The sequence below is a fragment of the Nakamurella sp. GG22 genome (genome assembly GCF_052976845.2).
The window spans coordinates 61,411-85,333 of record NZ_JBRIIO020000012.1 but is presented as its reverse complement, the minus strand read 5'-3'; the positions used below and the strand labels follow the sequence as shown (position 1 = coordinate 85,333).

Annotated in this window: 22 protein-coding genes and 1 pseudogene; 9 read left to right on the top strand and 14 right to left on the bottom strand. The window is 68.9% G+C overall.

Going from position 1 to position 23,923, the window contains the following annotated elements; all coding sequences use genetic code 11:
* Positions 1 to 242: 242 nt before the first annotated feature.
* The 6 genes from ACVBEQ_RS13760 to ACVBEQ_RS13735 all read right to left on the bottom strand — a co-directional run bounded on the left by ACVBEQ_RS13760 (position 243) and on the right by ACVBEQ_RS13735 (position 6,894).
* Positions 243 to 1,295 carry a sigma-70 family RNA polymerase sigma factor gene (locus ACVBEQ_RS13760; RefSeq protein WP_447153870.1) on the bottom strand — a complete coding sequence of 351 codons (1,053 nt, stop codon included), beginning with the start codon at positions 1,293 to 1,295 and terminating at the stop codon, positions 243 to 245.
* Between the two features lie 122 nt (positions 1,296 to 1,417).
* A complete protein-coding gene (locus ACVBEQ_RS13755) occupies positions 1,418 to 2,074 on the bottom strand; it encodes a cysteine hydrolase family protein (protein WP_447153869.1) in 657 nt (218 codons plus the stop codon).
* 139 nt (positions 2,075 to 2,213) lie between these two features.
* Positions 2,214 to 2,795, bottom strand: coding sequence for an HdeD family acid-resistance protein (locus tag ACVBEQ_RS13750; RefSeq protein WP_447153868.1), 582 nt, complete (start codon positions 2,793 to 2,795; stop codon positions 2,214 to 2,216).
* A 543-nt stretch (positions 2,796 to 3,338) separates the two neighbouring features.
* Positions 3,339 to 4,631 (bottom strand): DUF4032 domain-containing protein, encoded by a 1,293-nt coding sequence (locus ACVBEQ_RS13745; RefSeq protein WP_447153945.1) that lies wholly within the window; start codon positions 4,629 to 4,631, stop codon positions 3,339 to 3,341.
* A gap of 69 nt (positions 4,632 to 4,700) precedes the next feature.
* The gene (locus ACVBEQ_RS13740) at positions 4,701 to 5,417 is read right to left on the bottom strand and encodes a gamma-glutamyl-gamma-aminobutyrate hydrolase family protein (RefSeq protein WP_447153867.1); all 717 of its coding nucleotides are present in this window, start codon (positions 5,415 to 5,417) and stop codon (positions 4,701 to 4,703) included.
* A gap of 25 nt (positions 5,418 to 5,442) precedes the next feature.
* A complete protein-coding gene (locus ACVBEQ_RS13735) occupies positions 5,443 to 6,894 on the bottom strand; it encodes an FUSC family protein (RefSeq protein ID WP_447153866.1) in 1,452 nt (483 codons plus the stop codon).
* 310 nt (positions 6,895 to 7,204) lie between these two features.
* On the opposite strand from ACVBEQ_RS13735, the gene malQ reads away from it, so the two are divergent.
* From malQ to ACVBEQ_RS13720, 3 genes are read left to right on the top strand one after another with little or no spacing between them, the layout of a single operon-like run.
* Entirely contained in the window at positions 7,205 to 9,382 is a 2,178-nt protein-coding gene (gene malQ, locus ACVBEQ_RS13730; protein ID WP_447153865.1) for a 4-alpha-glucanotransferase, read from the top strand.
* A 19-nt stretch (positions 9,383 to 9,401) separates the two neighbouring features.
* Positions 9,402 to 10,358 (top strand): arginase family protein, encoded by a 957-nt coding sequence (locus tag ACVBEQ_RS13725; RefSeq protein ID WP_447153864.1) that lies wholly within the window; start codon positions 9,402 to 9,404, stop codon positions 10,356 to 10,358.
* An 8-nt stretch (positions 10,359 to 10,366) separates the two neighbouring features.
* Complete coding sequence (locus ACVBEQ_RS13720; protein WP_447153863.1) at positions 10,367 to 11,338, top strand: aldo/keto reductase; 972 nt, start codon at positions 10,367 to 10,369, stop codon at positions 11,336 to 11,338.
* 11 nt (positions 11,339 to 11,349) lie between these two features.
* On the opposite strand, the gene ACVBEQ_RS13715 is transcribed toward ACVBEQ_RS13720, so the two are convergent.
* Complete coding sequence (locus ACVBEQ_RS13715) at positions 11,350 to 11,823, bottom strand: DUF6194 family protein (RefSeq protein ID WP_447153862.1); 474 nt, start codon at positions 11,821 to 11,823, stop codon at positions 11,350 to 11,352.
* A gap of 5 nt (positions 11,824 to 11,828) precedes the next feature.
* Here ACVBEQ_RS13715 and ACVBEQ_RS13710 point away from each other — a divergent pair, with 5 nt between their 5' ends.
* Positions 11,829 to 12,809, top strand: coding sequence for a D-2-hydroxyacid dehydrogenase family protein (locus ACVBEQ_RS13710; protein WP_447153861.1), 981 nt, complete (start codon positions 11,829 to 11,831; stop codon positions 12,807 to 12,809).
* Positions 12,810 to 13,183: 374 nt separating this feature from the next.
* Positions 13,184 to 13,939, top strand: a complete 756-nt coding sequence (locus tag ACVBEQ_RS13705; protein ID WP_447153944.1) for a class I SAM-dependent methyltransferase — start codon at positions 13,184 to 13,186, stop codon at positions 13,937 to 13,939.
* Between the two features lie 36 nt (positions 13,940 to 13,975).
* Here the strand turns inward: ACVBEQ_RS13705 and ACVBEQ_RS13700 are convergent, their stop codons facing one another.
* The 4 genes from ACVBEQ_RS13700 to ACVBEQ_RS13685 all read right to left on the bottom strand — a co-directional run bounded on the left by ACVBEQ_RS13700 (position 13,976) and on the right by ACVBEQ_RS13685 (position 16,489).
* Entirely contained in the window at positions 13,976 to 14,182 is a 207-nt protein-coding gene (locus tag ACVBEQ_RS13700) for a hypothetical protein (protein WP_447153860.1), read from the bottom strand.
* A 310-nt stretch (positions 14,183 to 14,492) separates the two neighbouring features.
* Positions 14,493 to 14,699 carry a hypothetical protein gene (locus ACVBEQ_RS13695; RefSeq protein ID WP_447153950.1) on the bottom strand — a complete coding sequence of 69 codons (207 nt, stop codon included), beginning with the start codon at positions 14,697 to 14,699 and terminating at the stop codon, positions 14,493 to 14,495.
* Between the two features lie 185 nt (positions 14,700 to 14,884).
* The gene (locus tag ACVBEQ_RS13690) at positions 14,885 to 15,511 is read right to left on the bottom strand and encodes a YdeI/OmpD-associated family protein (RefSeq protein WP_447153859.1); all 627 of its coding nucleotides are present in this window, start codon (positions 15,509 to 15,511) and stop codon (positions 14,885 to 14,887) included.
* Positions 15,512 to 15,613: 102 nt separating this feature from the next.
* Positions 15,614 to 16,489, bottom strand: a complete 876-nt coding sequence (locus ACVBEQ_RS13685; protein ID WP_447153858.1) for a class I SAM-dependent methyltransferase — start codon at positions 16,487 to 16,489, stop codon at positions 15,614 to 15,616.
* 132 nt (positions 16,490 to 16,621) lie between these two features.
* Between ACVBEQ_RS13685 and ACVBEQ_RS13680 the strand changes: the two are divergent.
* Positions 16,622 to 17,314, top strand: a pseudogene (locus ACVBEQ_RS13680) (winged helix-turn-helix transcriptional regulator).
* A gap of 488 nt (positions 17,315 to 17,802) precedes the next feature.
* Here the strand turns inward: ACVBEQ_RS13680 and ACVBEQ_RS13675 are convergent.
* The 3 genes from ACVBEQ_RS13675 to ACVBEQ_RS13665 all read right to left on the bottom strand — a co-directional run bounded on the left by ACVBEQ_RS13675 (position 17,803) and on the right by ACVBEQ_RS13665 (position 20,913).
* A complete protein-coding gene (locus ACVBEQ_RS13675) occupies positions 17,803 to 18,678 on the bottom strand; it encodes a septum formation family protein (protein ID WP_447153857.1) in 876 nt (291 codons plus the stop codon).
* A gap of 106 nt (positions 18,679 to 18,784) precedes the next feature.
* Complete coding sequence (locus ACVBEQ_RS13670; protein ID WP_473163179.1) at positions 18,785 to 20,443, bottom strand: PHA/PHB synthase family protein; 1,659 nt, start codon at positions 20,441 to 20,443, stop codon at positions 18,785 to 18,787.
* An 83-nt stretch (positions 20,444 to 20,526) separates the two neighbouring features.
* A complete protein-coding gene (locus ACVBEQ_RS13665) occupies positions 20,527 to 20,913 on the bottom strand; it encodes a hypothetical protein (protein WP_447153855.1) in 387 nt (128 codons plus the stop codon).
* Between the two features lie 397 nt (positions 20,914 to 21,310).
* Between ACVBEQ_RS13665 and ACVBEQ_RS13660 the strand changes: the two genes are divergently transcribed.
* From ACVBEQ_RS13660 to ACVBEQ_RS13650, 3 genes are all read left to right on the top strand, one after another.
* Positions 21,311 to 22,285 carry a universal stress protein gene (locus tag ACVBEQ_RS13660; RefSeq protein WP_447153854.1) on the top strand — a complete coding sequence of 325 codons (975 nt, stop codon included), beginning with the start codon at positions 21,311 to 21,313 and terminating at the stop codon, positions 22,283 to 22,285.
* A 52-nt stretch (positions 22,286 to 22,337) separates the two neighbouring features.
* Positions 22,338 to 22,961: an Rv1733c family protein gene (locus ACVBEQ_RS13655; protein ID WP_447153853.1), complete on the top strand. Its 624-nt coding sequence runs from the start codon at positions 22,338 to 22,340 to the stop codon at positions 22,959 to 22,961.
* A gap of 122 nt (positions 22,962 to 23,083) precedes the next feature.
* Positions 23,084 to 23,815: a PadR family transcriptional regulator gene (locus ACVBEQ_RS13650; RefSeq protein ID WP_447153852.1), complete on the top strand. Its 732-nt coding sequence runs from the start codon at positions 23,084 to 23,086 to the stop codon at positions 23,813 to 23,815.
* Positions 23,816 to 23,923 lie beyond the last annotated feature (108 nt).

The window sequence follows — 23,923 nt, the reverse complement described above, 5'->3', positions numbered from 1 at the left end:
CCGTGTGATCGGCGTCCCATGAGCATGACTGCTCTGATGTACGAAGACCGAACGGCAGAGCACCCGCCTGCCGCTTCGACAACCGACGAGCTCCGGCCACTGACCCGCATGGCCACTCCGGCCGCCCCAGTCGCGGCTGCCCCGGCCCTCACCGCTACCCCCACAGCCACCGACCGCAGGTGCGACGACAACTGCGCATACTGCTGGGGTCCGGAAACCGACTGAAGCCGCCGGCTCACTCCTCAGTCGGTCGGCAACGCCCGTCCGTCGGCGGAAATCTTCGCCGGTAGCCCGAACCGTTCGAAGAGGTCGGTGTCCAGGAAGTACGTGATCCGGGCGATGCGATCGCCGCGCAGGTCCAGTACCTGGATGCCGAACGGCAGGTGCCCGTCGGGCCCCGGGCGGTAGTGCGCGAACGCGGGAGACCCGTTCGCCTGCACCGGGACCAGCACCGACCCGCTGCAGGACGCCCCCGGCCCGAGGTGCCACCGACCGATGTCGGCGCTCCCCTGCAGCCAGAGCTGGAACGGCGGCATCGACGCGGTCGCGTCCTCCCGCAACAGGGTGACCAGCGACGAGATGTCGTAGGCCGTGAACGCGGCGACATACCGCGCGAGGAGTTCCTGCTGAGCGCTGTCGACCGGGTCGAAGCTGTCGTCGTCAGCGAGGTCTGCGGTGGCCAGCGTGGCGCGGGCCCGCTGCAGGGCACTGTTCACCGAGGCAACCGTGGTGTCGAGCAGTTGTGACACCTCTACAGCGCTCCAGCGCAATACTTCGCGCAGGATGAGCACGGCGCGTTGCCGGGGTGGCAGATGCTGCAGCGCGGCCATGAACGCCAGCCGCACACTGTCCCGTTCCACCGCAACATCGGCGGGATCGCCCCCGCTCAGCACGGACCCGTCGGGCATCGGCTGAATCCACAATGATTCGGCCTTCGGCTCGCCCAACGATGCCGCGACGGGTGGTGAGGACGGCCCGAAGTCCATCGGCAGCGCCCGCCTGTTCCGGCCGTTCAGCAGGTCGAGGCAGACGTTCGTGGCGATCCGGTAGAGCCAGGTGCGGAGCGACGACCGGCCGTCGAACCGTGGCAGCGCGCGCCATGCCCTGACCATCGTCTCCTGGACGGCGTCGTCGGTCTCGAAGGTCGACCCGAGCATCCGGTAGCAGTACCCGGCGAGCTCGCGGCGGTGATCCTCCAGCCGGCTCTGCAGCTCGGCGGTGCGTGCCCGGTCCGCCTTTTCCGTCGAATCCGCCGTGGTCGCGGCCAGGGTCCGAGCGGTGGCGAGGTCAGTCATCAGAAAGGGCCCTTCCAGCTTGGCGGTGGCGTGTTGCCCACTGTAGGACCGGCTACCGACAACCGGTCCGCTCGTCACCCGGCCGGCGTCGTCCGCGTCGGGTCGGTCGCCCGGACGGCGGATCAGTAGCCGCGCGAGCTGTCGGCCAGTTCACCGGAGCCGGACATCGCCTGCAGGAAATCGGTGCTCGCGACCGGCCGGGAGAACATCGGGAAGTCCTTGCTGATGGCGTTCTCGTGTTCCTCGACCGAGGTCGCCGCGACGCAGTCGGTCAGGGTGTAGACCTGATAACCCTTCTCGTAGGCGGTCCGCATCGTGGACTCGACACAGCAATTGGTCAGGAACCCGCCGAGCGCGATGGTGCTGATGCCCTTCGACCGCAGGATGAAATCGAGGTTGGTGGAAGCGAAGGCATCGAGGCCGCGTTTGCCCTCGACCAGGATGTCGTCCTCCTGCGGCGTCATCTCGTCCACGATCTCGGCCCCCCAGGTGCCCTTGATGAACGAGTTGGACTCCACGACGCCGGCCAGGATCCCGTACGGCTGCTGGGAGATCTCGCCGTACCCGCGTGCGAACGAGATCGGGACGTGCACGATGGTCGCTCCCGCGGCACGGGCCTTCTCGACCACGTCGACCGTGTTCTGCAGCATGCCGGTCCGCTCCATCACGTCGGACACGGCCGCGTGCAGCGTGCCGCCCTCGGAGGTGAAGTCGTTCTGGTACTCGATCAGCACCAGCGCGGTGGACGAAGGAAGGACGGTGGGGGAGGCAGTTGTCATGACGGACTCCGCTTCGGTGGGGACTCCGACACTAGGACGCCCGAGGTCCCAGCGCATCTGCTCGCGTGACGCAGCGACAACCGGCGGAGAACCCGGCGGAAGCCCTGCTGAAAGCCGGCGCGGCGGCGGCATTGCAGGGTCAGTAGGCGGGGTCGCTGACGATCGCGTTGCCCACCTTGCGGACGAAGAAGCTGGCGATGATGAACACGATGCCGCTCAGAATTGCCCAGATCGCGACGAGCCACAGCAAACCGAGGATGCCGGTTCCAGGGTTGACGAGCAGCATGATGCCGAAGAGGCCGGCCAGCACTCCCCAGGCCAGGAACCAGACCCAACCCGAGCCGGGCGTCTTCCGCAGCCGCAACCCGGCAGCGATGCCGGCGATCGCGGCGAGAATGGCCCAGAACGCGATGATGTAGACGAAGACGGTCGCGACCCCGCGCGGCCAGACCAGCACCACGATGCCGAAGATGATCGCCAGCGCGCCCGAGACGAACGACCAGGTCGACGACTCGCCCGCCTTGCGTTCGGAGAAGCCCTCGAAGATGTTCATGATGCCGTCGACGAAGAGATAGGCGGCGAACAGCACCACGAACACGGTCAGGGTGGCCTGCGGCCAGGCGAACATCAGGATGCCCAGGATCACCAGCAGGATGCCGCGCACCAGCAGCACCCACCAGTACTTCGCAGCGATCGTGCCCATTCCTCGGACGGTCGTCATGACTGTTCTCCCAGCGTCGACACGGGCGTACGCAATCCGACCAAAAGCGGCGAATTCGTGCTGGTGCAAACGGTATCAGCCACGTGTCGCCGATCTCCTCAGTGACAGAACACGTGTCGGGTATGAGGGGAGCACGGTGACCAGCCCCAACAACGCGGTCAGCAAGGCGGCATCGGGTCGCCGGATCATGCCGATCCGGACACCGGATGACGTTCGAATGCGCCACCTCGGTCACCTATCGAAGCACCACCGCTGGAAGCACCACTGATCGAAGCACCACTGATCGAAGCATCACCGATTGAAGCTCTGGGGCGCTGGGTAGGGCCGTCGCGGCACTACCCGGGTGGTCGCGGCGCCTCCGATTCGCCGTCGGTCTGGCCACCGTCGGCGTGGCCGGCGCGAGGGGCGCCGGCTCCGGAGGCGCCGTCCGCCACACCACACGCCATCCGGCGGGCATCGGCACCGGGCACGCCGCCCGTGGTCGCGTCATCCGGCTCAATCGGATCGTGCAGGAGCAACGCCCCGCAACCAAGGCGCCGTCGGCTACGGCGAGTCGGCGCCCTCATCGTCCATGATGTCGTCGGAGTCCATGATGTCGTCGGCGTCCAGCGCCCCGACACCCATCAGGCTCGAGTCGAGAAATGCCTTCTCGTCGGGCCGGTGGCGCAACACGTTCTCCAGGTAGGACTTGGTCGCGAGCTCCATGGAGACCTCGTGGCCGGCGGCCTGCGAGAGGAACCAGCGGTGTTCCAGGACCTCGTGGAAGACCTCGGCCGGCTCCAGCTTCTCCGCCAGGTCGCGGGGGATCGCCTCGATCACCGGGTCGTACACATCGGTGACGTAGTGGTGCGCGACGGTGTCCTCGTCCACCTCGGTCTGCGGCATCACGGCCTGCGACCGGTACGTGTCGAGATCGTTGAGGATGCGGCGTGCCTGGTTCTCCTGCACATCGATGCCGGTGAGCGAGAACAGCCGGCGCCGATGGTGACCGGCGTCGACCACCTGCGTCTGCACCATGACGCGCGGGTCGCCGTCCTTCTCGTTGATCTGGATCTGCGCGACGTCGAAGCCGAGCTCGTTGAGCTTCCGCAGCCGCTGCTCGATCCGCCACCATTCGTCCTCGCCCATGGTCTGCGGCGCGGTGAGCAGGTCCCAGAGCTTCTCGTAGCGCTCGACCACCGACACCGCGGTTTCCAGCGGGTCGACCGCCTCCGACAGCAGGCCGGACATCTGCAGGTCCAGCAGCTCGCCGGCCAGGTTGGTCTCGACGATGTCCAGATCTTGCGCCCGCTGCCCGTTGGACAGGCTCTCCCGCATCTCGCCGGTCTCGGCGTCGACCAGGTAGGCGGCCAGCGCTCCCGCGTCCCTGCGGAACAGCGTGTTGGACAGTGAGCAGTCCTTCCAGGCGAACCCGACCAGGTGCAGCCGCACCAGCAGTTCGGCCAGCGCGTCCAGCAGTTTCATCTCGAGGTCCGGGTCGAGCCGACGGGAGAACAACGCCCGGTACGGCAGCGAGAACCGCAGGTGCTTGGTGACCAGTGCGGCGTCGAGTGGTTCGCCCTCCGGTGTCATCCGGTTGCCCACCACGCCGATGGCCTGCACCACCGGGATCCCCACCTTGGCGAGCTCGCGCAGCAGTTCGTACTCGTGATCCGCGAGCCCCTGGCTGATCTCCTTGATCGCGTACACGATGCCGCCGATCCGCACGAACCGGACGACGTGCCGGGAGATGCCGCGCGGCAGCGAGACCAGCTTCTCCTTGGGCCACTGCGCCAACGGGGTCGACCACGGGAGCATCAACAGGTCGGTGGGATCGGGGCCGGTGGCGAATTGCATGCGCACCGGGTCAGCCTGACACAGCCCGCGGCACCGGACGACTCCTGGCGGCCGTGTCGGCGCGACCGGTCAGCTGTCCTGCCGCCACTGCCCGGCGGCCGCGGCGAGGGCCTCGAACAGCCGCCGGTCCGCCTGGGTTTCCGGGTGCCATTGGACGCCCAGCCGGAAGCGGTCACCCGGGGTTTCCATCGCCTCCAGCAGACCGTCGTCGGCGGTGGCCACGGCCACGAAACCGGGATGATCGACAACCACCTGGTGGTGGTGACAGGCGACCGTCACCGCGTCACCGATGATGCCGGCCAGCCGCGACCCGGGCTCCGTCCGCACCTCGATCGCGCCGTAGATGTCGGGGCCGGGGGAGTGCCGATCCGACCCGGTGACGTCCGGAACATGTTGCAGCAGCGAGCCTCCCGCGGTGACGGCCATCAGCTGCATCCCGCGGCAGATACCCAGCACGGGCAGCCCGATGTCGTCGGCCGCGTCGAGCAGGGCCATCTCCGAGACGTCCCGCTCGTCCCGCCAGTTGATCGTCCACGGGCCCGGCTCTGCGCTGTACCGCGACGGGTTGACGTCCGAACCGCCCGAGATCACCAGGCCGTCGAGCCGGGCGACGATCGCGGAGGCCTGGTCTCCGATTCCGAGCGGCGGGATCAGCAGCGGTGTCCCCCCGCCGCCGCGCACCGCGTCGGTGTAGGCGGCGGGGAGCAGTGTCGCGTCGACCCGGTCCCAGCGACCCCAGGTCGCCGGCTCGCGGTAGGTCGTGATGCCGATCAGCGGGCGGGTCATGGACGAAGATCTTCGTCCGGCCCTGTCACGGCCGGCGGGCGGGTCCGTTGATCGGGCTGCCGGACGGCCGGCCGACGGCCTGCAGCTTAGCGGTGTCGACCGCCGACGGGCGGCGAACCGGTGCCCTCCGGCTGCTGACCGGCAGCCGGTGCGGGCCGGTCTGCTCGGCCGCGACCTCCCGGCGGTCGGAACCGGAGCGATCTGCGGCCGGCCTGTCGGTCCCCGGCAGTGGCGCCCGGCGGGGCGAGGGCCGGTCGGGGCCGCCCGGCCGGTGGGGGGCGTGGAAGAGGTGGTGCGCCGACTTGACCATCTCGAACGGGTCGACCCGCATGGCAAGCCTGGCCGCCTGACGGCGTCGCCCGCGTTCGTTGATGTCCAGGTCGCGCAACACCCGCTCGACCGCCTCCAGCACGGGCTCGCTCAGCTCCCAGCCGTTCTCCTCGGAACCGATGTCGATCAGTTGGAGGTCGTCGATCCGGTCGTGTGCCTCGCTCAGCGCGGCAAGCGCGGCCGCGACTTCCTGCTGGGTCTCGACGATGGTGTCGGTGCCCTCGGCCTTCGCCAGGTCGCCGAACGCTTCGATCGTCGCCGCGAGGTCCAGCAGCAGCGCGCCGTAGAGCTCGCGCAGCGCCTCGCCCCTTGTCGGGTCGACCGTCGGGTTGTACCGGACACCGTCCCGGATCGACCGGAACATGCTGCGGACGGCGACGGTGGTGTGCTCCAGCGCGTCGAGGTCGGCGCGCAGGGTGTTGCTGATGTCGGGGACGACCAGGGCGCGGGGGTTGAGCCGCCTGCTGTTGGCCGCCTGGTCCAGTTCGGTGTCGATCTTGGGCACGTTGCGGCTGAGCACCCGGGCATCGTCCATCCAGCGCTCGGCCTGTTCCTGGGTGATCGGGTCGCGCAGTTCGGCGGCGGATGTCCGGAGCAGGCCGGCCAGCTGTGACGCGAACCGGTGCACGGCCTCGGCGGCGGAGTCGGACTGCACCGCGGGCGGGAACAGCAGGTTGACGGCGACGCCGACCGCGGCGCCGATCAGCGTCTCACTGATCCGGTCGACGGCGGCCGCTTCGGCACCGGCCGCGGCCAGCACCAGCATCGCGCTGATCGGGACCTCGAGTGCGTGCGGCCCGAGCCGGAGAATCTGGCCGACCAGGATGGACACGGCAAGCAGTGCGCCGAGACTCCACCAGGTCAGCCCCACGATGCTGGAGAACCCGACGGCGAGCAGCACGCCGGCGGTCACGCTGGCCACCCGCTGGACTCCGCTGGTCACGATGTCCTTCAGGGTGATCTCGACGACCAGCAACGCGGTCAGCGGAGCGAGGATCGGGACGGTGCTCGGGAACAGCACCTGGGCGACGGCAAAGGCGGCAACGGCAGCGCCGGTCAGCCGCAGCGCCCGGGACATGGAGGTCCGGCCGCGCTGACGGAGCCGAACGCGCAGGCCGGTGATCATGCTGTGAAACAGGGGAGCCATCGTTCGTGCTCCTTCCAGTGGGTCGTCACGTCGAATCAGTGTGGGTTCGAGTCAGTTCAGTGGCATGCTCCGGCAGCGTTGTGCTGTCGGTGGCACGTAGGTAAGACGCCCCGCGGTTGCGGAGGGTGCGTTCGGCGGGCTGTGAGCTGGCTATCCCTGTGCTGGGGCGGGCTGTCGCCGGTCCACCGCCCCGGACCTGCATTCCCAGCGTGCGCTCGCGTTGATCGCCCGCCGCCGGGGACCGGTACGGTTCCCTCACCGCACTGCGCTGCACCGAGAAGCGCTGCCCTGGAACGAGGACGACGTCGTCATGAATGTGCATCCCGCACTGCGCCGGCTGGCCGAGACGTACGGCATTGCCACCGATTTCTGGGATTGGCAGGGCCGGCACGTCGACGTTCCCGCCGAGACGATCGTCAAGGTCCTCGCGGCGCTGGACATCGACGCCTCCACACCGGAGGCCGCCGAGCAGGCCGCACGCGAACAGCAGGATGCACCGTGGCGGCGGATGCTGCCGCCGGTCAGGGTGGTCCGCGAGGGCGCCGAAGCAACCGTCGACGTGCACGTCCGGCACGGTGACCCGGTCTCGGTCTGGATCGAGCTGGAACGCGGCGGAGTCCGTTCCGATCTCGAACAGCTGGAGAACAACGCCGGCCCGCGCGAACTGGACGGCCGGCTGGTCGGGGAGGCGACCTTCCGTCTTCCGGCCGGGCTGCCGCTGGGGTACCACACGCTGCGGGCATCGGCGCCGGACGCGGAGGCGTCGACCTCGCTGATCGTCACGCCGTCCTGGGTCGGGTTCCCGTCCCGGATGGGTGAGAAGCGGGTGTGGGGCATCGCCACCCAGCTGTACAGCGTGCGGTCGTCACGATCCTGGGGTGTCGGTGACGTCGGCGACCTCGAGGACCTGGCCGTCTGGGGCGGCGCCGACCTCGGGGCCGGGTTCGTGCTGGTCAATCCGATGCACGCCGCGGAGCCGGCTGCCCGGATGGAGCCGTCGCCGTACCTGCCGACCACCCGCCGCTTCCGGAACCCGCTGTACCTGCGGGTCGAGCGCATCCCCGAGTACGCCGAACTGCCGGCGGCCGGGCTGGCCACGGTCGACCTGCTCCGCACCGACGTGCACGGCCGGCTGGACGATCTGGACCGGATCGACCGGGACATCGCCTGGACGGCGAAAAGGGCGGCGCTGCAACTGGTGCACGCGGTCCCGCGGTCGGCGGGCCGGGAGATCTCCTACCGCGCCTACCGGGAACGGGAAGGAGCCGGCCTCGAGGACTTCGCCACCTGGTGCGCGCTGTTCGAGGAGCACGGCGAGGACTGGCACCAGTGGCCGGAGGAGCTCCGGTCGCCGGCGTCACCGGCGGTGCACGCGTTCCGGGCGGCCAACGAGGACGTCGTCGACTTCCACCGCTGGCTGCAGTGGGTGCTCGACGAGCAGCTCGCCGCCGCCCAGGCCGCCGCGCTGCGGGCCGGGATGCCGATCGGCGTCATGCACGATCTCGCGGTCGGCGTGCACCGCTGGGGCTCGGACTCGTGGGGGCTGCAGGACGTGTTCGCCGCGGGCATCACGGTCGGTGCCCCGCCGGATGCGTTCAACCAGAACGGGCAGGACTGGCAGCAACCGCCGTGGCGTCCGGACCGGCTGGCCGAGCAGGCGTACGCCCCGTTCCGGGCGCTGGTTTCCACGGTGTTCCGGGCGGCCGGCGGGGTGCGGATCGACCACATCATCGGGCTGTTCCGGCTGTGGTGGATCCCGGAGGGCAACGGGCCCACCCAGGGCACGTACCTGCGGTACGACCACGAGGCGCTGATCGGCATCCTGGCCCTCGAGGCGAAGCGGGCCGACGCGCTGGTGGTCGGTGAGGACCTCGGCACCGTCGAGCCGTGGGTGCGCGACTACCTGCGCGAGCGCGGCATTCTCGGCACCTCGATCCTCTGGTTCGAGTTCGAGTTCGACGGCAGTGGGGCGCCGCTCCGGCCCGAGTGGTGGCGCGAGTACGCCCTGGCGTCGGTGACCACCCACGACCTCCCGCCGACCGCCGGCTACCTCGCCGGCGACCACGTCAAGCTCCGGCACGAACTCGGGCTGCTCACCCGGACGCTGGAGGACGAACTCGCCGCTGACGACGCCGAGCGCAGTGCATGGCTGGAGGAGTTGCGCCGCCGGGGCGCCCTGACCGGTGCGGTGACCGACGCCGCCGAAGCGGCCACGCCACCCGACGCGCCCGATGCGACGGACAGCGAGGTCGAGGCGACTGTGCATGCCCTGCACCGCTATCTGACCTGGACGCCGTCGAAGTTGATCAGCGTCGCGCTGTCCGATCTGGTCGGCGAGCGCCGGACACAGAACCAGCCCGGGACCACCGACGAGTACCCCAACTGGCGGGTGCCGCTGACCGGGCCGGACGGCAAGCTGTTGCTCCTGGAGGATGTGATCGCCGGGCCGCGGCCTGCCGCGCTGGCCCGGGTGGTCAACGAGTCCTAGGGCTTCCGAGGAGGACGCGGTGACGTCACCGGCGGGTCGGGCGGTCGACCGGAGCTGGGGGCTGCTCGGGGTGCCGTCCAGTGCCGCCGCGCACTGGCCGGGCATCGAGAAGGCGCCGGCCGCGCTGCGCGCCGCGGGTCTGGTGAACACGCTCCGCGCAACCGGTGTGGCTCTCGAGGACCACGGCGACCTGCCGGTCACCCGCTGGCGGGCGGCCGGCGCCGACGGGACGCCGAACAATGTCGGGCAGGTGGCGGATGTGCTGCGTGCCACCTCGACCGAGGTCGGAGCGATCCTGGACGCCGGTGAGCGGCCGCTCGTCCTGGGTGGTGAGTGCACGGTGGTGATCGGTGTGGTGGACGCCTTCGTCAGCCGGGGTGTGGACGTCGCGCTGGTGTACGTGGACGGCGGCCAGGACCTGATGATCCCCGTCGACCACCCGGAGGAGCCCATCCTGGACGGCATGGGGGTCGCGCACGTGCTCGACCTACCCGGCACGGTCGCGGAGATCGCCGCGGTCGGCGCCCGCAGGCCCCTGCTCACCGCCGAGCGGATCGCCTTCGTCGGGTACGCCGACGAGGAGGAGGACGTGCACGGGCTGGTGCCCAGCGCACGATTCACCGCCGCCGACGTCGCGACGGACCAGAGCGGGACCGCGCGGGCGGCGATCAAGGCCGTCGGCGCCGGCCCGTTCGTGGTGCACGTGGACGTCGACGTGCTTGATTTCCTCGACACCCCGGCGGCGGACGTTCCGATCTACGGCCGCGGGCTGACGCTGCCGCAGTTGGTCGCGCTGCTGCGCACACTCGTCGCCGATCCGCGCTGCGCCGCCATGACGTTCGTCGAACACAACCCGGACCACGGGGCGCCCGGCGGCGGCACGACCCGCGCACTCGTCGCTGCCCTCGCGGAAATCTTCCGCGCCGACGACGAACCTGCCGCGCAGACCGCCCGGCTCACGACAGGAAGGGCCTGACAGCCGCCATGGAATATCGCAAACTCGGCTCGACCGGGCTGGATGTCTCCCGGATCTGCCTGGGCTGCATGAGCTTCGGCGACCCGGCCCGCGGCAACCATCCCTGGACGATGCCCGAGGACGATGCCCGGCCGATGATCGCGTACGCCGTCGAGCAGGGCATCACCTTCTTCGACACCGCGAACTCCTACTCCGATGGCAGCAGCGAGGAGATCGTCGGCAGGGCGCTCAAGGACTTCGCCCGCCGCGATGAAGTGGTGGTGGCCACCAAGGTGTACTTCAGCGGTCGAACCGGACCTAACACGGGCGGCCTGTCGCGCAAGAACATCATGCGCGAGATCGACGGCAGCCTGCAGCGTCTCGGCATGGACCACGTCGATCTCTACCAGATCCACCGGTGGGACTACGGAACCCCGATCGAGGAGACGCTCGAGGCGCTGGACGATGTGGTGAAGGCCGGAAAGGCCAGGTACATCGGTGCGTCGTCGATGTTCGCCTGGCAGTTCGCGAAGGCGCTGTACACCGCGGACCTGCACGGGTGGACCCGCTTTGTCTCGATGCAGGACCACTACAACCTGTTGCATCGCGAGGAGGAACGCGAGATGCACGGGCTGTGCGCCGATCAGGGCATCGGCGTCATCCCGTGGAGTCCGTTGGCCCGGGGGCGGCTGACCAGGGACTGGGCGGCCGATAGCGCGCGGACCGGATCCGACCCGCTGATCGCCAGCCTGTACGCCGCCGACGACGAGCGGATCGTCCGGCGGGTCGCCGACATCGCCGCAGCCCGCGGGGTTCCCAGGGCGCAGGTCGCGCTGGCCTGGATCCTGTCCAAGCCGGTGGTGACGGCACCGCTCGTCGGCGTCACGAAGATCGGGCACATCGACGACGCGGTGGCAGCGCTGGACCTGACACTGACCGACGACGAGATCGCCTCGCTGGAGGAGCCGTACACACCCCGGCCGATCGCGGGCTTCCAGTGAACCGCTTGCCGTCAGTCGCGCGGCCGGTGTCGCTCCGCCGCCCGGTGGTGCGCCCCGGTGATCAGCGTCCGCGCCAGCTCGGCGGTCTGATCACCCGGATTGACAATCGCCACCCAGCCCTGCGCGGCGTAGAGCGGATGCGGGATGACGGTGTCCAGCGCCGCGTAATCGACGTCCGCCCGGTGCGCTGCGTGCCCGGCGGGCGGGTAGCCGACCAATTCCTCGAAAGCCCGCCTGCCGACGGCGATGTTCAGCCGGAATACACCGTCGCGGTCCAGCTCCGACGCCTCGTCGAAGCCGGTGTAGTTCTTCGTCACGATGGTGACGAACGGCAGGCGGTTGTCCGCCGGAATCGTGCGGTCGGGGTCGTAGAAGAAGAACGAGTCGCCCCAGGCGATCTCGGGTGCGCCGGAGTCTGCGGTAACGGTGAGCGTCTCGACGCCCGGCAGGCGCGCGACGAACCGGATGATCTCGTCTTCGGTCACGTCGGATGATGATGCCACCCACGTCGCCGATCGCGGTCGCGATTCTCGACGACTATCAGGGCGTGGCAACGTCAGTGGTGGACTGGGGGCCGGTGGCCGCCCGCGGACGGGTGGTGGCGTTCGCCGACCACCTGGACGATCCGGACGCCCTGGTCGAACGGCTGGAGCCGTTCGACGTGGTCGTCGCGATGCGCGAGCGGACCCCGTTCCCGCGCGAGGTTCTTGCCAGGTTACCCCGGCTGAAGCTGCTCGTCACGACCGGGATGCGGAACAAGTCGATCGAGCTGGCAGCAGCGGGCGATCTCGGGATCACCGTCAGCGGAACGGGTCTCGTCGCGGAATCCACCGTTGAGCTCGCCTGGGCGCTGATCATGGCCGTGGTCCGCGACCTACCGGGGGAGGACCGCAGGACCAGGGCGGGCGACTGGCAGCGGACCGTTCCGCTGCAGCTGGCCGGGAGCACCCTCGGCATTCTGGGGCTGGGCAGGCTCGGGCAACGCGTCGCCGCCATCGCGCGGTTGTTCGGCATGACCGTCATCGCCTGGAGTGAGAACCTGACGGCGGAGGTGGCCGCCGAGCACGGCGCCGAACTGGTCGGCAAGGCGGATTTGTTCCGGCGCAGCGACGTCGTCACCCTGCACACCCTGCTGTCGCGCCGGACCCGCGGACTGGTCGGTGCCGCTGAGCTGGAGATGCTCGGCCCTGACGGGTATCTCGTCAACACCTCCCGTGGGCCGATCGTCGACGAGCACGCCCTGGTCGCCGCCCTGCGCAACGGCACGATCGCCGGGGCGGCGCTGGACGTGTTCGACATCGAACCGCTGCCGGACGGCCATCCTCTGCTCTCCACGCCTCGGACCATCCTCAGCCCGCACGTCGGGTTCGTGTCGCGGCAGGCCTACGAGGTCGCCTATGGCGATGCCGTGCAGGACATCCTGGGCTGGCTGGACGGGACGCCCGTCAGGGTGCTGGCCGGCCCTGCTTGATCGCCTGCGTCCCGTTGCTTGCCCATTTGAAGACCTTGGATTCACCGAGCCAACCGTTGGTGCGGGCTTCGTCGATACGGTCGCGCAGTTTTCCGATCATCGCGGCCAGCCGGGACCGAGCACGCGGATCGACATTGAGCGTCGGGCATCGAATACAGGCTTATCTGGACTAGTACTCGAGTGAGGCACACTCCCGTCCGGGATCGCCGTGCGGGAGGGCCGTCGCCCCAGGCCAACTCGAGTTGAGAACATCGGCAGCCGGCAACGGCGTGGGCGGACGGGGTTGCCCCCACGCGAAAGCATTGGCGAAACGACTTGCTCCGCTGATGTACTGATGTGCCAGCGTGGGTCTGCCGCGGACGGAGGTAGTAGTTGTGACGGGCTATGACGTGCTTGCCGAGGTGTACGAGTGGCTTATCTCGGACGCGAAGTTGACGCCCCCCGAGTTCGCCTCGGCGTTCGCTGACGTCACCTGTCTCCTTCCGTCAAACGCTCAAGTCCTCGATTGTTCGTGCGGTACCGGACAACTCGCGGTTGGCCTCGCTGGCCTTGGCATGCAGGTTGTCGCGACCGACGCCAGCGAAGCGATGGTTCGCCGGACTGCGGAGTTGTCTGAGGAGTTCAGGGCACCTGTCCGGACAGTGCGGGCGGACTGGCAAGAGCTGCCCGACCATTTCAATGACTCCACCTTCGACATGGTGTTCTGCGTAGGCAACTCGCTGCACCATGCCTTAGGCGCGACAGGGAGGCTTGCTGCCCTGGAGTCGATGTCACGGCTTCTACGCCGTGGCGGACGCTTGGTACTCACCTCCCGCACTTGGGAACTCGTGAGGGCCAGAGGTTCCCGGCTGGACATCAGTGATCGACTCGTCCGCCGGAACGGACGCAATGCCGTCGTCGTCTACCGCTGGGAGATTGCGCCGCATTGGGAGGAGGAGCACCACATCGAGATTGCGGTCGCGCAAGTTGATGCGGCTGGGTCGGTTCTTGTCCGCTCCGAACTGCTGTCGTGCTGGCCCTACCGACACGACGAACTCGAAGTCGAGTTGCACCGAGTCGGACTCCACGCGGAAAGGAGCACGTTCAACCCGGAGGCCGAGAACTACATGGTGGTAGCGAGCAAGATATAGACCGCGTGGCACCGGCGTGGCACCGTGCTCGGGCCGTCAGCAGGGTTTCGTCTCTTCCCTTCCCGTTGTGGTGGTCGGTGCCGGTCGGATGACTCTGGCGACGTCGTCGACGGCGAGCCAGAGGTAGCGCAGGCTGTTGTGGTCGCCGGGCTCGGTCTCAAAGCTGATCAGCGCGCTGGTGGCCGTCGATCGGATGGCTTTGGCGGGCTTATCCGGACTAATACTCGACTCGTCCGTCTTCACTGAGGCGTCCCAACAGGGCGTCCGGGACCAAGTTCCCGCTTGGGCAAGAGAGCCCGTGCGCCTGGGTCGCATAGGGCTCATGGCACTCAGCATGGAGATCTTTCTGAGACGGCTGGTCGAGCCGTCACCCGGGGCAGTGTGCGTCTGGGCGATGCTGGCCGTTGGCTTGATGGCGCTGCCACTCGACGAGCGAGCACTGAGTGTCGGTGGGGACGTGGCCCAAAATGGTGGACCGGCCGGGGTCGGGTTTCCAATGTCGAGGACCTGCTAACCGCAGTGACACCAGACTGTCTTTTGCATCTGAGCGCGCTCACCCGTCCACGGGCACAGGATGAAGGATCCAAAAGGCGCGCCGTTGCGACTCTTCGCCGATCTCGTCGAGCGCCGCACGGACGTCTCGCAGAATGCTCAGAGGCAGTTGTAGCGGCGGCTCATCCGGCTGGTAGGTCGTCAGCCCGGGATAGTCGACCCCCGGCGTAGCGGTCAACTCGATGTGGCAGCCCAGCACGTGATGCACGACTCGACCGCGCCGAACACTTCGCCAAGGAACTCGGAGACCCCGTTGGCGATCTTCGGCTGTGCGGTAAAGCCGGGTTCCGAGGCACCAGCTCCCAGCCCTCGGAGCCGAAGTGTCGAGGATCTGCTTCGCGGCGTGCGTCAGGATCGGCGCCGTCAGGTACTCCCACTTGGTCATGGGCGACCCTACTGCCGGGCGTCGACGCCGTGGCCTGCCCGTCCGGGGTGACCCGCCTTCTGCGGGTAGAGCGTCTCACCGCGCGCCAGCATCTCCACCATCTCGGTGATCTTGCGGGCCCGGCTCTCAGCGCGCTTCATGCTCTCGACGCGATGGATCAGCGCGAACCGGTTGGCGCTCGTGAGCACGTCGAACATCGCCTGCGCGTCCGGCTCCGCCGCGATCGCCGCGGCCAGGTCGTCGGGCGCTTGGCGGGTCGCCGGACCGGCGTACGCCGCGCCCCACCGCCCGTCGGCGCGCGCGGCCTCGACCGCGGCGCGACCGGCGTCGGTCATTCGGCCCTGCTCCTCGAGCGTCGCCACGAGCCCGACGTTTCGCTGGGACCAGCTGCCCTTGGGGCGGCGCGGGGTGATGCGCACTGTGTAGCTGTCCTCGTCGCGCTTGCCGGCCTGGCCGTCGATCCAGCCGAAGCAGAGCAGCTCCTCGACCGCGCTCGCCCACGTGATCGTGGTGTCCGAGCCGCCCTTCTTGGTCAGCACCAGCCGCACGCCGGGCGACGTCGCGTGGTGCTCTTCGAGCCACGCCCGCAGCGCGGCCGGGTCGGTCACGAGCAGCTCGGGCAGCAGGGTTGCCATGGGTCCGACGCTAGCCGCGGTCGCCGACACCTGCGTCGCTCAGGCGGCGAACCGGAGGAGGGCGCCGAACACGAAGTCGAGCCTGTCGTGGCCACGGTGGAGTCAGGCTCCTGCGGGAGCGGTGCCGGCGCCGACGAGCATCTCGCACGGTCCGACGAACCCGGCGGTCCCCTCGAACTGCCGCAGCGCCTGGACGATCTCGTGCCAGGTGTCCTCCTTCTCGGCCGGGGTCAGCGTGCGCATCATCTGGTGCAAGGCGCCGAACGACTCCTTCTGGAAGGTGACACATTCCGCCGCCGAGGGGAACGCGACGGGTGAAAGAACAGTGCGCACCTCGACGTCGACGAAGCCCGCGTCCTCCAGCGCTGTTTCCAGGACCCCGGGACTGCCGAGCGAGAACGGTCCGGGCTGGCCCGGTGCCGGGGCAGGGAGCTGGGCCCGGGACCTGATGATGGCGACCGGGATCGAGAAGAAGGCGTTCGCGCCCGGGGTGGAGTAGACGACCGCGGCGAGCCGACCGCCGGACCGCAGAGACTGCCGCATCCCTTGCAGGGCGCGCTGCTGGTTGGGGAAGTAGATGAGGCCCACGCGGCTGACGACGGCGTCGAAGCTGCCCGGAGGCAGCGAGTCGACGGCCTCTCCGTCGAGTTCCTTCGTGGTGACCTGGTCCAGTCCCTCGGCGGCTGCGTCTCGGGCCGCGCACGCGAGCAGATCGGGCGCGATATCAGTGACCAGGACGTGTCCGCTGGGACCGACGCGTCGGGCGATACGCAGCGACTGTTCCCCGGCTCCGGCGGCGACGTCGAGGACTCGGTCGCCGACCCCGATACCTGCCATGTCGATCATCGTGTCTGTGGCCTCGCCCAGCCAGGTGCCGAGGAAGCCGCCCCATCGGTGCCAGGCTTCGGCGGCGTCCTGCCACTGCTGCCGCGTGGTGATCTTGAATGCTACGGGGTCGAAGGTGGCGGTGCTGGTCATCTCGGTCCTCATCCCTGCTCGTGCCCCTTGGGCGGTTTGGCTTTGCTGGGGCCAGCGTGACGCCGACCAGGAGGAGCCGATAGTCCTCGTTCTGTACTAGCCGCGACCTCGGGGGGTTACTACCGTGATGAGGTGATCGACTACGGCCAGTTCTGCACGGTCGCGCGTGGCGCCGAGGTCCTCTGTGACCGTTGGACACCGCTGGTCGTCAGGGAGATGCTCTGCGGCAGCACGCACTTCAACGAGATCCGTCGAGGCGTCCCACGGATGTCGCCGACCATGTTGGCCAAGCGCTTGCGCACCCTCGAGGAGTTCGGAGTGGTACGCCGCCTGGAGGCGGGACACGGGACGTCCTACGAGCTCACGCCGGCCGGCGAAGACCTGCGCCCCATCGTGATGGCGCTCGGACACTGGGGCGCCCAATGGATCGGCAGCCGCCTCGCTCCTCGCCAGCTCGACGCGGGGTTCCTGATGTGGGACATCCGCCGGTTCGCCCGCGTCGCGGAGTTTCCTGCCGACCGACGTGTCGTCGTGCACTTCGAATTTCTCGACGCCCGTACCCGCGAACAGAACTAGTGGCTCGTAGTTCAGGACGGGATCGTCGACCTGTGCCGGGACGACCCGGGACACGAGCTCGCCCTGCAGGTGGTGTCAACCGTCCGCGCACTGACCGAGATCTGGACCGGCGACCGGTCGCCGAATGACGCGTTACGCAGCCAGGACATCCAGGTGCTCGGTTTCCGCCACGACACCGAAGCACTATGGCGGTGGCTGGGCACCAGCGCCTTCGCCGCCACCCGATCCGCGACACTCCGGTCAAGCTGAAGCAGCCGGCCGCTGTGGACGATGAGCGCCCGAGAAGTTGCTCAGGTTCAGATGACTCTTGCTGTCATCGTCGGCCGACACAGGAACGCCATACGGCACGCGTCTCGACGCCGATGACCATTGGTTGCGTCCGAGGTTGGCTATCACCGCATGGGGACTCGCTTCCGCGCCCCACCGAGGAAGCCGGATGGAGCCAGATCGCGAACTTGCTGGGTGACAGCCATCGCTCACTCGTACCGGACGCCTTCGCGGACCAGCGGATCGATCCGGGCGCGTCGTCCAGTAGTCCGGTCATTAGGGCGTTGGCTGTTCGGTGGGTCGGTTGTTTGAGGATCCCCTTGGTACCCGACCCCGGGCGATGCAGCTTGCGACGACTAACGGCAGGGAGCAGTGCGCCGCGTGGGCCGTGCTGCTCGAGGATGCCGGTCAGGGTGCTGGCCGCCGGCCCAGGTTGATCGCCCACGTCCCGTTGCTCAGCTGAACGGCACTCAGCTGAAGGGCACCGGGCGGTCGGCAAGGTTGCGCAGCGTCGAGGTGAGGGCCCGGTCGGGGTCGGTGACGATGACGGCGCAGAGCGCGAAAGATGCCCGGTAGTCACCGGAGAGTCCACCATCGACCGGGAAGAGGGCGCCGGAGATGGTCAGCGCACCGGCGGCGGTGGGGTCGGGCATCAGGGTCAGGTCCTTGACCAGTTCCGTGCAGGACGTCTGCAGCTGCGCGCGGGTCGTGCCCAGCTGCACGGTCATCCAGGCGAACACTTCCACCCGGTGCGGAGCGAGGCAGCTCACCGGTTTCCTGCCCAGCTCGTTGAAGCACGCCGAGAGCGCCGCGCTGTCCGCGCCGGGACGCCGCATCACGTCGCGGACGGGCCCGTTGAACTGCTGGCTCCCGCCTTCGCCCTGCAACGGGTACACCATGCACGCGGCCCAGCGCTGGCCCGCCGCTCGCTGCTGGGGGGTGGGGTAGACCAGACCGGTATCGACGGCGAGTGCCGGAGCCCACGTGCCTGGTTGAGCCGGGTCGCCCGGCTGACCGAGGTAGCCGTTCAGTTCGTCGGAGCATACTTCGAGTGGGCTGACCGAGCCGGGGCTCACGGTGCCGGCAGCCGCATAGTCGGGGAATACCACCATGACCTCGCCCACCCGGGCTCCGCTGCAGGGCGACAGTTCCGGACTCGGCAGCCGGTTCCCGAGGGCATCCGCCTCGGAGGTGACCTCCAGCTGACAATCACCGACCGACGGCGCCGGGCGAACCGGTGCAGCGACCGGCGTCCCCGCGGTTCGCTGCCCGGACAGGCCGGATGCGATCACGACGAGCAGCAGCACCCCGCACAGCAACCCGGCACCGAGCACCCGCCGGTTCATGGGCGGGAACCGTCAGCAGCGACGCCGGGAGGGTCCACCGAGCGAGCTTAAACGCGCGCGCGCCGGGTCAAGAGGCATGCGGTGATCCGGGCCGGACGCCGCAAGGTCACCGGCTCTTCTGCTTCACATAGCTCCCGGGCGCGTCCTCGATCGGCGGGAACTCGGCGTTCCCTAGCTTCCTGCGCGCGGCGACCAGCCGTCCCGAGTGCGTCGTGAGCCAGTCGTTCCACGCCGGCCACCAGCTGCCCGGCACCCGTTCGGCGTTCTCCAGCCAGGCATCCGGATCGGCGGTGGGCCGTCCGCCGTCCGCGTGCGACCAGTAATTGCGCTTCTTCTTCTCCGGCGGGTTGATGACGCCGGCGATGTGGCCGCTGGCGCCCAGCACGAAAGTGGTGTCGCCGCCGAACATCTGGGTGCAGGCGTAGGCGGACTTCCACGGGACGATGTGGTCCTCCTTGGAGGCATACAGGAACGTCGGCGCCGTGATCTCGCGCAGGTCGATCGTCTCGCCCAGCTGAACGGTTCCGCCCGGCCGGCACAGCCGGTTCTCCAGGTACGACGCCCGGATGTACCAGCAGAACATCGGCCCGGGGAGGTTCGTGTTGTCCATGTTCCAGTACAGGAGATCGAACGGCGGCGGCGGCTTGCCCTTGAGGTAGCCGTTCACGACGTACGGCCAGATCAGGTCGTTGGCCCGGAGCGAGGCGAACAACTGGGCCATCTCGCTGCCCTTGACCAGGCCGCCGGTGCCGATCGCGGCCTCGCGGGCCGCCACCCCCTGTTCGGTGACGAGCAACCCCATCTCGCCGCCCTCGGTGAAGTCCAGCATCGCGGTGAACAGCGTCATGCTGGATGCCGGGTTCTCCCCGCGCGCCGCCAGTGCGGCCAGCGCCCCGGTCAGCAGGCTCGCGCCGATGCAGAAGCCCAGGGTGTTGACCTGGTCGACCTTGCAGATCTTCTTCGCCGTCTCGATTCCGGGGAGCACGCCGAGCTCGAGATAGTCGTCCCAGACGAGGTTCTGCTGGTCAGGGCCGGCGTTGCGCCAGGACACCATGAACACCGTGTGGCCCTGCGCCACCAGGTACCGGACGACGGAGTTCTCCGGCCGGAGATCGAGGATGTAGTACTTGTTCACGCACGGCGGGATGATCACCAGGGGGCGCTGGCGCACCTTCGCCGTCGTCGGCGCGTACTGGATCAGCTGGATCAGCTCGTTCTGGAAGACGACGCTGCCCGGCGTGATTGCCAGGTTGCCGCCGACCTCGAACGCCGCGTCGTCGGTCATCGAGACCCGGCCCTTGGCAAGGTCTTCGGTGTACAGCCGCAGCCCTTCGACGAGGCTCGCGCCGCCGGTTTCCAGGGCGAGCTGCAGCGCCTCCGGGTTGGTGGCCAGCGTGTTCGACGGGCTGAGCGCGTCGATCACCTGACGCATCGCGAACTCCCACTGACCCTTGGTCCGCTCGTCCAGCGGAGCGGCGTCCAGGGCTTTGCGCAGCAGATCGGTCTGTGCGAGATAGGTCCTGGCCATCGCCGCGTACCGCGGGTCCTTCGCCCATTGCTCACCGGCGAACCGGCGATCGGTGATCGCCGGTTCTTCGGTGGTGCCCGACGTCCACAGGGACGCCCAGGTTGTCGTGAGCTGCGCGAGCGTGTCCAGTTGCCAGGCAGCTGTCCTGGTGACGGCATCCGTCCAGAGCGCACCTGTGCGGTCGGCGGTCAGCAGGTCGGTGAACCAACGGGTCGGATCGGAAGTCGAGGGCGCCATGCCGAGATCGTCGTACGCCGACGCCGAATTGTCCCGATCAGGCGTATCCACCTGCTGACCACTTGTGCCTCACAGCTGCGCGGTCAGCTGTGTTGCAGCGAGTGTCCGCCGGACCCGGCAGTGGCGTGCGGCAGTTGCAGGTAGAGCATCTCCGCCAGTCCGTAGGTCACCACGATGCCGGCCATGAAGATCGCGAGCAGGATGTCGTTGCCCTCGAACCAGACGGCAGCAATCCCGACGCCGAGTGTGACAACCCCTGCCGACAAGGCGATCCGGTGCCACAGCCCGCTCGCGAAGATGGCTTGTCCGGCCATCGCGGCAGCGATCAACCCGAGTATCAGGCCGGTTGCCGCCATGCCGCGGGTGTCCTTCAGGAAAGGCATTTCGCCGCGGATCAGATAGCCGATGTACGGCACGACGATGGCGGCGACCAGGAGCGAGGCGATCAGATTCTTGTAGGAGTTTCTCATGGCATGGTCCTTTCTCCACCCCTCAGAATGGACCCGGCCAGGCACGCCGGATAGAGGCGAACGTCCCGGCGTCACGCCGGCGGGCCATCCTGAGTCGGAACCGGAAGAGCCGGTGGCGCAGGGGCTCTCGTAGCACCCACCTTTCGCCGGCCGGCCGATCCGGTTGTCCCGGACGGATAGGTCCAATGGCCCTGACGGTGCCATCCGGAGGGATTCACGCTGGTATCAGCAACGACGGTCAGCAAGGCTCATCGCGTGTGCGAAGGAGTCGATGCTCCTTTCCGCACGGTCCTTCGGCACCGCACCTCGGTGATCGCCGGCTCCCACCAGCGGCCGAAATCCCGCCGGTACTCGTTGGCGGGTGTTCCGCCCCCCGCTGCAGGAAAGGACCGGACCGATGACAGTCCACGAAACCCCGATGATGTCAACGCCTTCCCGTCACGCTGCGGTACCCGACCCAGTGCCGGTTGTGGTGCCGAAGCAGGCCCGCCGGCGGCGTACCGGACCGGTGCTGGTCGTCGGCATCGACGGATCCGCCAGTGCCCGGCACGCTGCACTGTGGGCCGCGCGCGAGGCCGTCCGTCGGCACGCGGCGATGAAACTGGTCTTCGCCTACTTCCTTCCGGCGGCCGGCTACGCCGGGTACAACCCCTACCCCGCGGACATGCTCGCCACCATGTCGGAGGACGGTCAGGCCGTTCTCGACGAGGTCACCGCGGCCGTCCACACGACGTATCCCGATCTGGACGTGACGACGGAGGTCCTGCACGGCGATCCGGCCACCACCCTGCGTCATGCCGCCGATGGCGCCGTGTTGACGGTCCTCGGTGGGCACCACCGGAGTCGCGTCGCGACCGCCCTCGGCTCGCTGGCGGCAAAGTTGATCGCCCGGAACCCGAGTCCGGTGGCGGTCATCCCGGACGGTGAGGAGCCGGAGAACGGCCCGGTCGTCGTGGGCGTCGACGGCTCGCCGGCCAGCGAGGGTGCGATCTCCTTCGCCTTCGAGGCGGCTTCGCTGCGTCACGCACCGCTGACCGCCGTGCACTGCTGGACCGATCCGGCCGGGATGGGGCCGGTGCCGACCTACACGGCGATGCTCGCCGACCCGGATCCCATCGAAGAGTCCGAGCGGGAACTGCTCTCCGAACGGCTTGCCGGGTGGAGCGAGAGGTATCCCGACGTCGCCGTCAAGCAGGTGCTGACCAGGCAGGGCGCGGCCTTCGCGCTCGGTGACCTGGCCTCGACCGCCCAGCTGCTGGTGCTCGGAACCCGCGGGCATGCGGGACTGGCCGGCCTGTTGGCCGGGTCGACCGGTCAGACGCTGATCGGCCACAGCTCCGTTCCGGTCGTCGTCGTCCGGCCCCCCCAATAACCCGGCAGCGGCAGTAACCCGGAAGCGCATCGCGAACCCGGCGAGGGACGCAGTGGCAACCGATCACCGGCCGGCGGACCCGCACCGGCATCACGGAAAGACCCTCTCGGTCTGGCGTAACCCGCTGGCCAGGGGGCCCGACCGGCTGCAGGCTGCGGCCGCGATGGCCGTGGCCATCCTGTGGGCACTGGCACTGCCGATCGTCGCCACGGGAGGATCGATGCTGTGGCAACAGGTCTCGACGGTCGCGACGCAGCAGGCACGGACCCTCACCGCGACCGTCGCGACGCTGGACGCTGACCCGCCGGTCCCCGGGATCGGCGTCTACGGCGTGCCGGTGAAGGGCGAGGCGCCGGTTGCCGCGCATTGGCTGGCTCCCGACGGCACGGTGCGCAGCGGCACCGTGACCGTCGGGTCCGACACCGGTGACGAAACCGCGGTCGGTGCGACCCAGGTCCCGGTGTGGCTGGACGCGGCCGGCAACCCGGCCGATCCGCCGCTCGACTCCGGGACGGCGGCCATCCTGGTGGTGGTCAGCACGGTGGGCGCCTGGTTCATGGTCGGCGTCATCCTGTGGACGGCGTGGCTGACGCTGCGCTGGCGGTTGGACCGGCAGCGCGCCGCTGCGTGGGATCAGGAATGGGCGCAGGTCGAACCGCTGTGGTCCGGTCGGTGACGCGGGCCCGCCGGGCCTCCAATCCCTGATGCCTGCGCGAGTGGTGTTGTCGGGAGTGGTGTCGTAAGTGGTGTCATCGAAGACCGGTTGACGTCACCTGTCATTCGGTAGATAGTCATGCAATGACTAAAGCCGGGCGTCCCTCTGTGCGGCCCAGCCCGCTGATGCTGATGGTGCTGGTGCTGCTGGCCGAAGCCCCGATGCACCCGTACGAGATGCAGCGCCTCATGCAGTGGCGCGGCAAGGACCAGGTGGTGCGGGTGCAGCGCGGGTCGCTCTACCCGGCCGTCGAACGACTGGTCAACGCCGGCCTGATCGAACCGCTGGAAACCGCGCGGGACGGCCGCCGCCCGGAACGGACGGTGTACCAGCTCACCGAAGAGGGCCGCGAGACGGCCGAAACCTGGCTCGTGACGATGATCCGCACTGTCCGCAACGAGTACCCCGACTTTCCCGCGGCACTGTCGTTCCTGCCCATGCTGTCAGCGGGCGACGCCCGGGCACAGCTCACCGCCCGGCTGCTCAGCCTCGGCAGTGAGATCGCGGCGATGCAGTCCGTCGCCGCCGATCTCCGCGAGAAGTACGACCTGCCCAGACTTTTCACGGTGGAGGACGACTACCGGCTGGCGATGCTGCAGGCCGAACATGCCTGGGTGTCCACGATCGTCGAGGAACTGGCCACCGGTGATCTCTATTGGGACGCGCAGACGATCCGGGACTGGGCCGAGGGTCTGCAGCGCGGGATGGGCTCGTTCCCCGGCATCCCACGGGTGCCCGGGGGCGATGCCGGTCCACCTCCCGGGAAAGGAGTTGCCCGGGACGCCTCCGACGCGGATCGCGATCCGCCTTCCTGACGTGCGCTTTCCGCACGTGCGACACAGAAGGGCCGGCGGTGTGCTGCGAACACACCACCGGCCCGGCGCGGGGCAGATGCCCTGCGCCGCACCGCGTCAGCGGTGATG